The sequence below is a fragment of the Streptomyces tsukubensis genome (assembly GCF_003932715.1).
In the GTDB taxonomy this organism is placed as follows: Bacteria; Actinomycetota; Actinomycetes; order Streptomycetales; family Streptomycetaceae; genus Streptomyces; species Streptomyces tsukubensis.
The window spans coordinates 3,579,717-3,593,187 of sequence record NZ_CP020700.1; the positions used below are offsets into that span (position 1 = coordinate 3,579,717).

Annotated in this window: 12 protein-coding genes; 4 read left to right on the forward strand and 8 right to left on the reverse strand. The window is 74.5% G+C overall.

The window, feature by feature from the left end:
* Positions 1-33: 33 nt before the first annotated feature.
* Positions 34-1,164, forward strand: a complete 1,131-nt coding sequence (locus B7R87_RS14265) for a selina-4(15),7(11)-diene synthase (RefSeq protein WP_040915798.1) — start codon at positions 34-36, stop codon at positions 1,162-1,164.
* 24 nt (positions 1,165-1,188) lie between these two features.
* Here the strand turns inward: B7R87_RS14265 and B7R87_RS14270 are convergent, their stop codons facing one another.
* Positions 1,189-3,204 carry a HelD family protein gene (locus tag B7R87_RS14270; RefSeq protein WP_006348375.1) on the reverse strand — a complete coding sequence of 672 codons (2,016 nt, stop codon included), beginning with the start codon at positions 3,202-3,204 and terminating at the stop codon, positions 1,189-1,191.
* Positions 3,205-3,563: 359 nt separating this feature from the next.
* On the opposite strand from B7R87_RS14270, the gene B7R87_RS14275 reads away from it, so the two are divergent.
* Together B7R87_RS14275 and B7R87_RS14280 are read left to right on the forward strand one after the other, a co-directional pair.
* Complete coding sequence (locus B7R87_RS14275; RefSeq protein ID WP_006348373.1) at positions 3,564-3,962, forward strand: cupin domain-containing protein; 399 nt, start codon at positions 3,564-3,566, stop codon at positions 3,960-3,962.
* A gap of 2 nt (positions 3,963-3,964) precedes the next feature.
* Positions 3,965-4,819 carry an NAD-dependent epimerase/dehydratase family protein gene (locus B7R87_RS14280; protein WP_040915802.1) on the forward strand — a complete coding sequence of 285 codons (855 nt, stop codon included), beginning with the start codon at positions 3,965-3,967 and terminating at the stop codon, positions 4,817-4,819.
* A gap of 43 nt (positions 4,820-4,862) precedes the next feature.
* Here B7R87_RS14280 and B7R87_RS14285 read toward each other — a convergent pair whose 3' ends face one another.
* The 6 genes from B7R87_RS14285 to B7R87_RS34275 all read right to left on the reverse strand — a co-directional run bounded on the left by B7R87_RS14285 (position 4,863) and on the right by B7R87_RS34275 (position 11,846).
* On the reverse strand, positions 4,863-5,798 hold the full coding sequence (locus B7R87_RS14285; RefSeq protein WP_006348371.1) for a hypothetical protein: 936 nt from the start codon (positions 5,796-5,798) through the stop codon (positions 4,863-4,865).
* 286 nt (positions 5,799-6,084) lie between these two features.
* Entirely contained in the window at positions 6,085-7,515 is a 1,431-nt protein-coding gene (gene pdxR / locus B7R87_RS14290) for a MocR-like pyridoxine biosynthesis transcription factor PdxR (protein ID WP_130585386.1), read from the reverse strand.
* Positions 7,516-7,638: 123 nt separating this feature from the next.
* Entirely contained in the window at positions 7,639-8,388 is a 750-nt protein-coding gene (locus tag B7R87_RS14295; protein WP_130585387.1) for a TetR/AcrR family transcriptional regulator, read from the reverse strand.
* Positions 8,389-8,564: 176 nt separating this feature from the next.
* Positions 8,565-9,872, reverse strand: a complete 1,308-nt coding sequence (locus B7R87_RS14300) for a GNAT family N-acetyltransferase (protein WP_006348368.1) — start codon at positions 9,870-9,872, stop codon at positions 8,565-8,567.
* A gap of 24 nt (positions 9,873-9,896) precedes the next feature.
* The gene (locus B7R87_RS14305; RefSeq protein WP_006348367.1) at positions 9,897-10,871 is read right to left on the reverse strand and encodes an asparaginase; all 975 of its coding nucleotides are present in this window, start codon (positions 10,869-10,871) and stop codon (positions 9,897-9,899) included.
* 54 nt (positions 10,872-10,925) lie between these two features.
* Positions 10,926-11,846 carry an RsiG family protein gene (locus B7R87_RS34275; protein ID WP_332903348.1) on the reverse strand — a complete coding sequence of 307 codons (921 nt, stop codon included), beginning with the start codon at positions 11,844-11,846 and terminating at the stop codon, positions 10,926-10,928.
* A 155-nt stretch (positions 11,847-12,001) separates the two neighbouring features.
* Between B7R87_RS34275 and dtd the strand changes: the two genes are divergently transcribed.
* A complete protein-coding gene (gene dtd, locus B7R87_RS14315) occupies positions 12,002-12,439 on the forward strand; it encodes a D-aminoacyl-tRNA deacylase (RefSeq protein ID WP_040915790.1) in 438 nt (145 codons plus the stop codon).
* A 19-nt stretch (positions 12,440-12,458) separates the two neighbouring features.
* Here the strand turns inward: dtd and ygfZ are convergent, their stop codons facing one another.
* Positions 12,459-13,463 (reverse strand): CAF17-like 4Fe-4S cluster assembly/insertion protein YgfZ, encoded by a 1,005-nt coding sequence (ygfZ, locus tag B7R87_RS14320; RefSeq protein WP_006348363.1) that lies wholly within the window; start codon positions 13,461-13,463, stop codon positions 12,459-12,461.
* Positions 13,464-13,471 lie beyond the last annotated feature (8 nt).

The window sequence follows — 13,471 nt, forward strand, 5'->3', positions numbered from 1 at the left end:
CAGTGGTCGCATTCCGCAAAGAGGTGATCAAGCGTGGGGCCTCAGTTGACCGTTCCGCCGATCTACGCCCCGATTCCCCCGGCAATCCATCCACGGCACGCCGTGATCGAGGCACGGACGGCGGCTTGGGCGGAGTCCTTCCGCATCGGCTCCCCGGAGCTGCGCGGCAGACTCGTCCGCCATGACATCGGCACCTTCTCCGCCCGCATCCTGCCCGAAGGGCGGCAGGAGGTGGTCGAGCTCCTCGCCGACTTCGTGCTCTGGCTGTTCGGCGTGGACGACGGCTACTGCGAGGAGAGCGACCTCGGCCACCGCCCCGGCGATCTCGTCGGCGTGCTCCACCGGCTGCTGCGCGTCGCCCAGGACCCGGGCGGGCCGTTCCTCCGCTCGGACCCGCTCGCGGCGGGGCTGCGCGATCTGCGCGCCAGGATCGACCGCTTCGGTACGTACGCCCAGTCCACGCGCTGGGTGGACGCACTGCGCGAGTACTTCTTCTCCGTCGTCTGGGAGGCCGATCACCGGCGCGCGGGCACCGTACCCGATCTGAACGACTACACCCTGATGCGTCTGTACGACGGCGCCGCGACGGTGGTGTTCCCGCTGCTGGAGATGGGGCGCGGCGACGAACTGCGGCCCCAGGAACGCGACCATCCGGCCACCCGCGCCCTGTGCGAGATGACCTCGTTCATCATCAGCTGGGACAACGACATCTTCTCGCACCACAAGGAGGCCTCGGGCAAGGGTTTCTACCTGAACGCGCTCCGCGTCCTCCAGCACCACGAGCAGCTGTCGCCGGACGCCGCCCTGGCCACCGCGATCCGCCAGCGGGACCGGGTGATGTGCCTCTTCCTGCGGCTCGCGGAACGGCACCGGCGCGGCGGGAGCCCCGAGCTGTGCCGCTATCTGGACGGACTGCGGCACTTCGTCCGCGCCACCCAGGACTGGAGTGTCAGCTCCCTGCGGTACACGACGCCCGACAACCCCGCGGCGTTCCCCAGCACGTTCCGGACCACGCCCACCGACGACAGCACCGAGCCGCTGGACATCCCGGTGATCCGCTGGTGGTGGACGCTGATACCGGAGGAGCACGCGACCGGGGGACGGGGTCCGGAGTCCGGTGTGCCGGAGGAGGTGCGTCGTCCCGAGCGGGCGGCGGCCTGCTGACCAGGGGGACGGCCCGGGGCGGGTTCAGTCCCGGCCGGTGTCCGTCAGCTGGGGCGGGAGGGGGCGTTCGTGCAGGACGTCCAGCCGGGAGACGGCCCGGGTGAGGACCACGTACAGCCGGTGCAGTCCCCGCTCCTCCGCCGCCGCGATCGCCGCGGGCTCGACGACGACCACATGGTCGTACTCCAGCCCTTTGACGGCCGTGGCGGGCAGGACGGACAGCCGCTCCCCCGCCTCGGCCGCCAGCGGACCGAGGGCGGTCCGCAGCCGGTCGGTGTCCGGCCCGGCGGCGATGACCGCGACCGTTCCCTCCCGGGTCAGCGCGGACCGTACCGCCGCCACGGTCGCCGCCGCGAGGCCGGTCACCCGGCGGACGGTCAGCTCGCCGCCGTACCGCAGGGACCGGGCCGGCGGTACGTCGACACCGAGCGACGGCAGCAGTCCGTTCGCCAGGCGCACCACCGCGCGCGGCATCCGGAATCCGGTCGTCAGTACGGTGACGGGGGTGCCGGCCCGGCCCAGCAGGGCCAGTTGCCGGGGCCAGTCACGGGCGGCCCACGGTGTGGTCCCCTGTGCCAGGTCGCCCAGCACGGTCAGCGAACCGAACGCGGCGCGGCGGGCGATCGCCCGGCACTCCATCGGCGACAGGTCCTGGGCCTCGTCGACGACGATATGGCCGTAGCCCGGGGGCCGTTCGATCAGTCCGGACAGTTCGTCGAGGAGGACGAGGTCGGCCGCGGTCCACCGTACCGAGCGGTACGCCCGCGGGGACGAGCCGCGGGGCGGGCCCGGGCGCCGGATCGCGTCCCGCTCCCCGGGGTCGAGCGCGGGGTCCGCCGGGTCGGCCAGGAAGGCGGCGAGCGCCTCCTCCGGCGATACCTGCGGCCAGACGGCGTCCAGGAACGCGCCCACCGGACGCGAGCGTTCCGTCCGCCGTACCCAGCCGGCCCCGCGCGGCCCCGACCGGCGTTCCGCGGCGAGCTGCACCTCCCGGACCACCCGGCTGCGGACCCGTTCCCGCCCGGTCGCGTACGGCGGCTCCTCCTCCCGTACGCCCGCGACGATCCCGGCCAGCACCTCGGCGTCGAGCCGCCACCGGTAGGAGCCGTCCGGGACGGTGAGCGCGGTCCCGGCCGCGCCCGCCGCAGCCCCGGCGGGTACGGCCGCCACCCGGGAGTACAGCGCGCGCCGCAGGACGTCCGCCATCCGTGCGTCGTGCTTCACGGCCGCGGCCCGCGGGGTGTCCTCGGCCCCCACCGCGTGCCGGGCGATCTCGTCGACGAGGGTCGACTGGCGCACCCCGGTCTCGCCGAGCGACGGCAGCACCCGTTCGATGTACGAGAGGAAGGCCCGGTCGGGGCCGATGACCAGGAGTCCACCGCTCCGCAGCTTCCCGGGGTGGGTGTAGAGGAGGTACGCGGCCCGGTGCAGGCCCACGGCCGTCTTGCCGGTCCCGGGCGCGCCCTGGACGCAGAGGCTGTCGGCCGCGGCGGAGCGGACGAGGTCGTCCTGCTCGGGCCGGATGGTGGCGGTGATATCGCGCATCGGGCCGATGCGGGGGCGCTCCAGTTCGGCGGCGACGATCGCGCTCAGCGCCCCGCCGGAAGCGTCGGCGGGACCGGGACCGGGACCGGGCGCGTCGAGGTGCTCGTCCTCGAAGCCCGTCAGTTCGGCGGGGTCCCCGGTGCTGAAGGGTGCCCAGCCGTGGCGGCGGCGGATCCGGACGCCCCGCGGATCGCGCGGCCCCGCCTGGTAGAAGGTGCGGGCCAGCGGGGCACGCCAGTCGACGACCAGCGGGATCCCCGCCTCCGGGCCGGGGCCCGTGATCCGGCGCCGTCCCAGGTAGTAGCGGCGAGCCCGGTGGTCCCCGGCGTCCTCGCCGTCACCGAAGTCGAGCCGGCCGAAGAAGAGGGGGCCGCCGGGGTCGTCCGCGAGTTCGCGGGCCCGGCTGCGCAGCTCGTACCCGAGCACCTCGGCGTCCGCTCCCGAAGCGAAGGCGTGCTCTCCGACGGCGATCTGCTCGACGGCGCCCGCGGCCATCGCGGTCAGGGCGGCGCGGCAGCGGTCGTGGTGGGCCCGCTCACGGGCCAGCTCGGGATCGGGTCCGCCGACGGGTCCGCCGACGGGACCATCGGCGGGGCCATCGGCGGGACCATCGGCGGGACCATCGGCGGCAGCGGGCAGGGCAACAGCGGGCTCGGGCAGGGCAGCGGCGGGCTCGGGCAGGCTCATTCCCCGGAGCGTAATGCAACTCGGTCTCATTTTTAACCGAGTTACGATTTACCGCGGTCGCAACCGGAATCGTGGCACCCGGAACGGCGGTTGCCGGCGAACCGGTCCAGAAGATCCGCGCCCGACCGGTCCAGTCGCCCTACCGGTCGCGGTCTAGCGTTCCGGCCATGCCCGAACTCAACCATCTGATGCATGTCACACCGCCGTTCGTCCCCGACGGTGCCGAGGCCATGACCATGACCGTCGAGCTCCCGCCGGGCGATCCCGGCACACCGCCGCACCGGCACTCCGGCCCGGTCTTCGGCTACCTCCTCGAAGGAGAGCTGGTGTTCGAACTCGAAGGGGAACCGGAGCGCATCGTCCGCGCGGGCGAGGCGTTCTGGGAACCCGGCGGCGACGTCATCCACTACCAGGCGGGCAACAACCTCGCGGACGGGTGGACGCGTTTCGTCGTCGTCATGCTCGGCGTCCCGGGCGAGCCCATGCTGACACTCGTCGACCGGGCGGAACTCGACGACCGGCGGCACCTGCGGGCGCCGCGTCCCGCGACCGGCGGGAAGGCGTGACCGTGCACGTGTTCCTTGCCGGTGCGACCGGCACCATCGGACGTCAGGTACTGCCCCTGCTGGCCGCCGACGGCCACCGGGTCACCGCGCTGACCCGCAGTGAGTCCGGTGCCGCCGCCGTCCTCGCCGCGGGCGGCACCCCCGTGACCGGAGACGTCTACGACGCCGCCCGCCTCGCACACCTCGTCCGCGCCGCGTCCCCGGACGCGGTGATGCACCAGCTCACCGACCTCGGCCGCGGCAACCTCGCGGACAACGCCCGGATCCGCACCGCCGGCACGCGCAACCTGGTGGACGCCGCCCTCGCCGCCGGTGTGCGGCGCATCGTCGCGCAGAGCATCTCGTGGGTGTACGAGGGGGGACCGGACCCCGCAGGCGAAGAGACCCCGCTCGACACCACGGCCCCGGAGCCGCGCAGGACCACGGTCGCCGGCGTCGCCGCCCTGGAAGGTGCGGTACGCGAACTCCCCGAGTGGGTCGTGCTGCGGTACGGGCTGCTCTACGGCCCCGGGACCTGGTACACCCGCGACGGGTCGGCCGCCGACCGGGCCCGCGCCGGGGAACTCGCCGCCGACGACGAGGTCGCGAGCTTCGTGCACGTCGCGGACGCCGCGCGGGCCGCTGCGCTCGCGCTGTCGTGGCCGTCCGGTGCGACGGTCAACATCGTCGACGACGAACCCGCCCCGGCACGCGCGTGGGTTCCGGTGTTCTGCGAGGCAGTCGGTGCGCCGCCGCCCGCCGCACTGCCCGCGGGCGGCCGGAACGGATGGGCGCGCGGCGCCGACAACAGCCGCGCCCGCCGGGACCTCGGGTGGCGGCCGGAGTTCGCGTCGTGGCGGACGGGTTTCCTCGCCTGAAAGAGCGTCTCATCCCCGACCCGGACCGAGTCCGTCCGTCCCGCTACGCGGCGGACGGCGACCGGGCGTCGTCGGCGAGCCTGATGAGCGCCAGCGCGGAGCTGTACTTCTCGGCGGAGTAACCCAAGGGCCGGTCACCCGTCCTCTCGGTCTCCTCGTACAGCTCCCGCTGCGTCTCTGCGTAGGACCGGAGGACGGACCGGGCCCGGCCCGTCGTCACGTCCAGCGCGGCCGCCACCTCGTTCCAGGTGGCACCCCACCTCATAGCGTCGTGCACGAACCAGGAGCGGTCCCGGAAGAGCATGCGGTGCATGCTCTCACCCAGGGCGAGGACCGCGAGCGCGTCGTCCGCGGTGGCGGTCTCCCCGGGGTGGCAGCCGGAGGGCAGGTGCCGGTCCACCAGGCGGTGGTGGTGCGCGAAGTACTTCTCGGCCAGCCACGGCAGCAGGACCCCGTACCCCACGTCGTCCGGCCTGCGGATCACCCGGGCCCGCCACTCCTCGTGCGAGCGGGGCGAGTCGACGGGAGGGGCGGCGGAGGGCCGCGACCGCGCCGGTTCCGAGGGGGTACGTGTCCCACCGGTCCGCGCGCCGGGCGCGGCCGTGTCCGGCGCCGGGACGCCATCACGGGAAGCCCTCCGCGCGGCGGACCGGGCCAGAAGGGCCACCACGGCCAGTGCCCCCAGGTGCGCCCCGGCTCCCGCGAGCAGGAACCACCAGGGTGACCCGCCCCGGTCCGCCGCGTCGAGGCCGAGCCCCACGGACGCCACCAACGCCACGACCAGGCCGATCCACGGCAGCAGGACCATCGCCACCGCCCACGTCCTGACCGGCTGTTCGACGTTGACGCACACCCAGAGCGCGATCAGGTTGACCAGGAACCCGCACCCCGCGAGGACGGCTACCACGCCCAGGTAGAGCATCGGCCACTCCTCCGACGCGCAGGAACCGCCGCTCGCGTGCTGCATGAGTGCGTTCATGGGCTCCCCGCCGTCCGGTCCGCTCGACCACCACCCCCGACGGTACGAGGAGTTCGGCGCCCCGCCCTGAGCACTCGCACTCAGCCGGACCCGGCCCGCTACTCAACCGGCCCGCCCGCGCGCACCAGGACGGTCAGCGGTGGTACCAAGCAGAGTGCTCCTCGTTCCACCGCTCCACGGCCCGGGCCCGCTCCACCTCGGCGTCCGGACACTCGATGCGCGTTCCGTCCCCGATGCGGACGTCGGCGTGCGACGAAGCAGCGTGGTGGGCCGCGGCCGGTCCGGCTCAGGGCGCCGTCGTGGCGAGGAGTTCGGTGAGGGTGTCGAGGGCGCCGCGCCAGGCGTGCGGGGGCGGTGTGGCATAGCCGAGGACCAGTGCGGCCGGGCGGTCGTCGGAGGTTTCGTACCAGTATCCGGCGGTATGGAGGCCGCCCAGGATCAGTCCGGCGTACCGGCCCACGGCGACCGCCCGTCGTTCGGCTTCGGCGGACTCGACCGGGACGAGGGCGTGCAGTCCCGCCTCCACCCCGGCCGGCGGGACGGGAAGGCGTGCCGCGAGTTCGCTGCGGCGGCGCCGGTAGGCCGGCCGGGCCTGTCGGATGTGCCGGTCGTAGTCACCGCGTTCCAGGAGGTCGGCGAAGGCGAGCTGGTCGACGGCCGGGGGTTCCGCGCCGAGGTCGCGGACCGCGCGGAGCACCGGATCGCGCAGGGCGGCGGGCACGGCCAGCCAGCCCAGGCGCATGCCCGGGGCGAGGGCCTTGCTGGCGCTTCCCGCGAAGACGACGTGATCGGGGGCGTGCGCCTGCAGGGCGCCGACGGGCCGCCGGTCGTAGCGGAACTCGCCGTCGTAGTCGTCCTCGATGAGGTAGACGCCGCGGCGGCGGGCCAGGTCGAGGAAAGCGGCGCGTCGACGGGGCGCCAGGACCACACCGTACGGGTGCTGGTGCGCGGGAGTGAGGAGTGCGGCCCCCGCATCGTCGGGGAGGTCCGCCGGATCGGCGCCCGCAGGGTCGACGCGCAGAGGCGCGAGGGCCAGGCCGGCGGCCCGCAGCAGGTCCCGGTGCCGGACGAGCCCGGGATCCTCGGTGGCGACGCGGCGGACCCCCGTACTGTGCAAGGCGCGTCCGAGGACGGCCAGGGCGTGGGAGAACCCGGAGGTGACGACGATCGCGTCGGCGTCGGCGCGTACGCCGCGGGTGCGGGCCGTGTACGCGGCGACGGCCGCCCGCAGTCTCGGCTGTCCGGCGGGGTCGCCGTAGTCCCAGGCGTGGTCCGGGGCGGCAGTGAGCGCGCGGCGGAGCGCCGAGGCCCACATCGTTCTCGGGAAGGAGCTGAGATCGGGCCGGCCGGGCCGCAGGTCGATGGTCGGGCGCGGTGACACCGGGTGGGCGGGCACGGCCTCCGCCGCGGCACCGGCACCTGCGGCGGGGCGGTTCGGGGGCGGCGGCCCCACCGGGGTGTCCGCGACCCAGGTACCGGCTCCGACCATGCCGGTCAGCCAGCCTTCGGCGATGAGCAGGCCGTAGGCCTCGACGACGGTACCGCGGGACAGTCCGAGGTCCTTCGCGAGGCTGCGGGTGCCGGGGAGCCGGGTGCGGGGGGCCAGCCGCCGGGAGCGGACCGCTTCGCGGAGTGCCTGGGCGAGGGCCCGGCCCACCCCTGGTCCGCGGGTCACGTCGAGGTGCAGGTCCAGCCCGGTTCCACGTGCTTCGGCCACGTCCCGACCCTAAACGGAGCCGGTCGGGGCACCGGTCGGGCCCTGCGGTACGGCGAGGACCGCCACCGCCGGAGTACGTATCCGGACACTCCCTTCAGAGATCCGCCCCGGGCCCGGGGCGCCCTACAGCCCGTCCGGACCGTCCAGCCCGTTCAACCCGTTCAACCCGTCCAGCCCGTCCAGCCCGTCCAGCCCGTTCCGCAGCAGCGCGAACGCCGCGTCCACCGCCGCCCGTGCCCCCGGCCGTACCGCGTCCGCGCTCTCCCCGGCGGCGATCCGCCGCCCGTTCTCCTCCGCCAGCACCCGCAGCACCGCCACGATCTGCGCGGCGGCCGGGCGCGCCGCCGGGCCGCCGCCCAACGCCTCGGCCAGCGCCGCCTCCGAGCGCCGCTGGTACGCGTACATCCCGGCGACCAGGCACGGCGTCCCGTACAGCAGCTTCAGAAAGGCGGGCACCTCCGGCGCGTCGCTGATCCCGGTGACCGGGTCGGACCGGTCGAGGCCCTGGTGCACATGGCGGCGCAGCGCCTCCAGCGGCGGCTCCCCGGCCCGGCGAGCGGCGGCCACGACCCGCGCGGGCTCGTCCTCGTGGTCGGCGAACCGGTACAGGACCAGGTCCTCCTTGGCCGGGAAGTACCGGAACAGGGTCGGCTTGGAGACCCCGGCGGCCGCGGCGATCTCGGTGACCGGGACGGCGTCGAAGCCGCGCTCGACGAAGAGCGCGATCGCGGTGTCGGACAGGGCACGGCGGGTGCGCTCCTTCTTCCGCTCCCGCAGCCCGGAGGCGTCGCCACCGCTCCCCCGCGCCCCGGAGGCGTCACCGCCACCTCCCGGCAGGCCCGCCGGGGCCGTACCCCTGCTCCCGGTGCTCATCCGCCCGTCCTCCCGCCTCCGCCACCACCGCACCGCGCCGCGCCCGTCGCGCGCCACCGCCGCCGCCGGAGCAGAAAACGGCCCCCGGGCGGCGGACCATCTTAGGTCGCCTCACCCCGGGGGCCGGGCATTCCCCACGGACCGGCACCGACCGGCACCGGACACCCGCACCGGCCTCAGAAGATGTCGGGGCACCACGGCCTGCGGGCCGTGCGGAACAGGCGCTCCGCCGTCGCCGCCGCGCCCGGACGCTCCTCGCGCACCGCACCCAGGGCCGCCAGCCGCAGCGGCGACGCGTCGCCGAGATAGCAGGCGCCCAGCTCCCGGACGTCCAGCGACAGCTCGGCCGGGGCGTCCGTCGGGACACAGCGCGCGCCCTGCGGCCCGGCCTCCAGCAGGAACCGGCCACCGGCCAGGCCGAGAGCGTCCGTGACGTCGAGGACCAGCGCGCCCTCGCCCTCGTACCCCCGCGCCTCCAGCGCCCGGACGGTGTCCAGGATCCGTACCCACAGCATGTCCACGTCCACGTGGATCCGGGCGGCGCGCGGGTCCGGGAACAGGTCGGGCAGCAGGCTGTCGGGGGCGCGCTCACCGCTGCGGACCCGGGACGTCCAGTCCAGCGAACAGACGTACTCCCACAGGGCGCGCTCGGCCGCCGGGGAGACGGTGAAGAGGTGCTGGACCGTGACCGTGCCCCCGGGCTGCTTGCTGTCGTCCCACTTGCGGTCGGTGGCGTACGCGACCAGCCCCTCCAGCTCGCCGGACGCCGTCCGGTAGGCGGCCCAGAAGGGCTCCTTCCACTCCCGGCTGGGAACGGTGATCCGGCCCGTCTCCAGATCCCACCAGCGGTCGTCGCGCGAGACCGCGCCCGGCTGCCCGGCGAAGAAGCGGGCGTGCAGCTCGGGGCCGATCTTGCGGATCTCGTCGAGCGGGACCATTTCCACCCGGCCGCCGTCGCGCGGCCCGGACGGCCGTCCGCCGAGGCCGGTACGGGTCAGGTCGACGGACCAGACCGCGGAACGGGTCGCGGGGCCGAAGCCGAACCGGCCGTAGATCGGGTACTCGGCGGATATCAGCGTCGACAGCGCATAGCCCCGCTCCTTCGCCGCCGCCAGGTCCGCGGTCATGAGCCGGCTGAGCAGCCCCCGGCGGCGGTGGGTGGCGGAGACGGTGACGTTGGTGACCGCGCTCGACGCCAGCACACCGCCGCCGGGCAGCGAGAGCTGCTGGTCGAAGGTGCGGTACGTGGCCACGCAGGTGTCGCCGTCATAGGCGCCCAGCGCGCGCTCCGGGTCGATACCGCCGCGGCGGCCCTCCAGCTCCGCATCGGACACGGACGGAGCCTGCATGAAGCCGACGCCCACCGCCCGCAGCCAGTCCGGGATCCCGGCCTCGGTGAGGGGCCGGATCTCGATATCGGAACGGGAGGGGGCGGGCGGACGGGCGGTTCCGGAGGCGGCGGGGGCGGCGTGGTCGAGGGTCATACCACCACGCTAGGCAGACCCCTCTCAGAAAGTCGCTTCAATTTCACCGACCTCGGCCCCGCCGCCCAGCAGCGGCGCCCGGCGGATCCGCGCCACCACCGGATCGTCCACGCCCATCAGCTCCAGCGCCCGCCCCAGCACCGGCCCCAGGGCCCGGGCCGCACCGTCGTCGATCTTGAAGGCGAGGGCCCGGCCGTCGGCGAGGGCGACCGCCTGCACCGCCTCGGCACCCATCTTCGACAGCGTCCCCGGCACCGCCTGCATCAGCCAGGTGTCGGCCCGGCGGGTGCCCGCCACATATTCGGGGTGCGCCCGCATCGCGTCCGCGACCCGCCGCCCGGCGGTGCCCGGGTCCGCGAGGACGAGGGAGCGGTAGGAGCGGGCCAGACCGGTCAGGCTGACCGCCATCAGCGGCGCCCCGCAGCCGTCGGTGCCGACCGCCGCGACCGGCTCGCCCGCGGCCTCCTCCACGGCCTCGCGCACCAGGCGCTGCACCGGGTGGCCGGGGTCGAGATAGCCCGCCCGGTCCCAGTTGTTGAGCGCGCAGGCCGCCAGCCAGGCGGTGTGCTTGCCGGAACAGTTCATCGTGACCGGCTCGCGGAGCCGTCCGGCCGCGAGGTACGCCTCCGCCTCGACCGGGTCCAGCGGCAGGTCGGCGGGGGTGCGCAGCTCGTCGGAGGCTATGTCGTACTCGGTCAGCATCTTCCGTACGAGGTCGAGGTGAAAGCTTTCTCCGGAGTGGCTGGCGGCGGCCAGGGCCAGCCGCTCCCCGGCCAGGTCGAGCCCGGCCCTGAGGGTGGCCACGGCCTGCATGGGCTTGCCCGCGGAGCGGGGGAAGACCGGGGCGGTGACATCGCCGATGGCCAGCTCCACGCTGCCGTCGGGGGCCAGGACGACCAGCGAACCGCGGTGGCGGCCCTCGGTGAACCCCGACCGGACGACCTGCGCGAGGACCGGTGACGCGGTGGCGGGGGTCCGGGGGGTGGGGGTGCTGCTCATCGCGGGGGTGGCCTTCCGACGGGGTGGTGCCGGCCCGCCGCCGGAAGGATCTCCTCAGGTCAGCAGGTCGTCTACTTGTGCTTCACCTTCACGGTACCTGCGGGTGATCTCGGCGCTGCAATCGTCGGCTGTACGTTGCAACAGTTGCCGCCGCCGGGAGACCCGCTGCTCGTAGCGGACGAGCCGCGCCATCGCCGCGTGCAGCTCGTCATCAGTACGTGCCTGGAGGTCGGAGAGTTCGACGTCCGCGAGCATGTCGGCGGCGAGACGGCCGTACTTCTCGCTGTGCGGCGGGGCGACCGTCACATGGCGGGCGGAGCTGCGGTGGGTGGAGGGGGCGTCGGCGAGGATCTCGGAGAGCCGGTCCACGACGGAGGCGGCCACCGGGACCACCGCGGGCGCGGCCGGGGTACGGGAGCCGGGCGGGGCCGCGGGGGGCACCGAAGCGGAGCCGGTGGCAGCGGCGGTGGGGGCGGCGGGCCCGGTGACCGCGGGGGCCTCCGCGGCTCCGGTGCCCCCGGCCCCTGCCGGCTCACGCTCACGTTCCGTCGTTCCCGGCCCTTCCAGCCCCTCCGGCTCTTCAGGCTCTTCCAGCCCTTCCAGCCCTTCAGGCCCTTCCGGCCCGGCACCGGCCGCTGCGTCCCGGCCCGGCACCGCCCCTGCCCTCGGCCCTGTTCCCGCAAGCGCTGCTGTCACCGCTCCCGGCCCGGACCGCCGGGCCAGCTCCGCCCGGAGGATGTCGATCCGCCCCTGGAGCAGCCGCCGCACATAGCTCAGATCGGCCTCGTCCTGCTGCGAGCTGCGCCGCAGGGTCCGCAGCTCCGGCAGGAGCAGCGCGGGCAGCTCGTACCGCGGTGGATCGGGGAAGTGGTCGGCCGCCCGGCACTCCCGGCCGCCCTCGCGCTGCTGGGGTGGGCGGGCGGTGGCGGGGCCGGCGGGGTCGGCCGTCGTGTGCCCGGTGCCCGAAGTACTCATGTCCTACCGTCCGTCCCCTTGACCGGCGCGGAGCTCTCCCCCGGGCCCCGAATCCGGGTACGGGCCGGGACCGCGCCGCCTTCGTGCATCGTGCCATTGGGGAACCGTTCCACGCAGGCGCTCTGCACCCGTTCAGCCCCGATAGGTTGGGCTGTATGCGTGCAGTGGTACAGCGGGTCGACGGCGCGAGCGTCGACGTGACGGACGAGTCGGGCACCCGTACGGTCGGGGAGATCACCGGGGAGGGGCTCTGCGTTCTGGTGGGGGTCACCCATGAGGACACCGCGGAACAGGCGGAGCGGCTGGCCCGCAAGCTCTGGTCGCTGCGGATCCTGGAGGACGAGAAGTCGTGCTCCGACGTGAACGCCCCGCTGCTGGTGATCTCCCAGTTCACCCTCTACGGCGACGCCCGCAAGGGGCGCCGCCCCACCTGGAACGCGGCGGCCCCCGGCCCGGTCGCCGAACCCCTCGTCGACGAGGTGGTGGCGCGGCTGCGGGCGCTGGGGGCGCGGGTGGAGACGGGCAGGTTCGGCGCGAGCATGCGGGTGTCGCTGACGAACCAGGGCCCGTTCACGGTGCTGCTGGAGGTCTGAGCCGTAGTCGTAGCCGCGGCTACGGCTCGACGACCGTCTCCTGGGCCGCTGCCGTGTTCCCCGCCAGCAGTTCGGCATCCACCGGAACGTTCCGCTTGACCAGTGCCAGCGCGATCGGCCCCAGCTCGTAGTGCCGGGCGGATGTGGTGACGAAGCCGAGCTGCCGTCCGCCGTCGCCGTCCTTCGCCAGCGTGAGCGGGGTGCCGGGGCCCGGCAGATGCACCTCGCTGCCGTCGAGGTGGAGGAAGACCAGCCGCCGTGGCGGCTTGCCCAGGTTCTGCACCCGGGCGACGGTCTCCTGGCCCCGGTAGCAGCCCTTCTGCAGATGGACGGCCGTGCCGATCAGGCCCAGCTCGTGGGGGATGGTCCGGTGGTCGGTCTCGAAACCGACGCGGGGGCGGTGGGCCTCGACGCGCAGCGCTTCGTACGCCAGCATTCCGGCGAGCGGCCCGTGCTCGGTCGCGTACGCCTCCAGATCGGCGCGGGGCAGGAACAGATCGCGGCCGTACGGGGTCTCCCGGACGACGACGACGCCGTCCGGCGCGGGCGCGAGGGAACCGGCGGGGAGGTGCACCAGCGCGATGTCACCGGTCCGGTCGGCCACCTCGACCCGGTAGAAGAACTTCATCGACTCCAGGTAGTCGATCAGTGCGCCCTGGGTGCCGGGCTCGACATGGACCCAGACGGTCTCCCCGTCGTCGACGAGGGACAGACCGTATTCGATATGTCCGTTCGCGGAGAGGATCAGTGCCTCGGTGGCCTGCCCGGGCGGCAGGTCGGTGACGTGCTGGGTGATCAGCAGATGCAGCCAGGCCAGCCGGTCGGAGCCGGTGACGGTGATCACCCCGCGGTGGGAGAGGTCGACCAGGCCGGTTCCGTCGGCGAGGGCGGCCTGCTCGCGGAAGATATCGCCGTAGTGGGCGGCCACGCCTTCGTCGACCCCTTCCGCGGGGACGGCACCGGGGCGGGACAGCAGGGGGCTGCGGGGAACCTTCGGGGTCTTCACTTCGGTCGCATCGGCCATGGGAAAAG

Bases quoted from the DNA above. Each gene is read 5' to 3' on its own strand.
- B7R87_RS14270 (WP_006348375.1), bottom strand. From the start codon at position 3,204: ATGGCCGCGGGCGCCGTCGAGCAGATCGCCGTCGGAGAGCACGCCTTC.
- B7R87_RS14285 (WP_006348371.1), bottom strand. From the start codon at position 5,798: ATGAACGCACTCATGCAGCACGCGAGCGGCGGTTCCTGCGCGTCGGAG.
- B7R87_RS14305 (WP_006348367.1), bottom strand. From the start codon at position 10,871: ATGAGCAGCACCCCCACCCCCCGGACCCCCGCCACCGCGTCACCGGTC.
- B7R87_RS14300 (WP_006348368.1), bottom strand. From the start codon at position 9,872: ATGACCCTCGACCACGCCGCCCCCGCCGCCTCCGGAACCGCCCGTCCG.
- dtd (WP_040915790.1), top strand. From the start codon at position 12,002: ATGCGTGCAGTGGTACAGCGGGTCGACGGCGCGAGCGTCGACGTGACG.
- ygfZ (WP_006348363.1), bottom strand. From the start codon at position 13,463: ATGGCCGATGCGACCGAAGTGAAGACCCCGAAGGTTCCCCGCAGCCCC.
- B7R87_RS14295 (WP_130585387.1), bottom strand. From the start codon at position 8,388: ATGAGCACCGGGAGCAGGGGTACGGCCCCGGCGGGCCTGCCGGGAGGT.
- B7R87_RS34275 (WP_332903348.1), bottom strand. From the start codon at position 11,846: ATGAGTACTTCGGGCACCGGGCACACGACGGCCGACCCCGCCGGCCCC.
- B7R87_RS14275 (WP_006348373.1), top strand. From the start codon at position 3,564: ATGCCCGAACTCAACCATCTGATGCATGTCACACCGCCGTTCGTCCCC.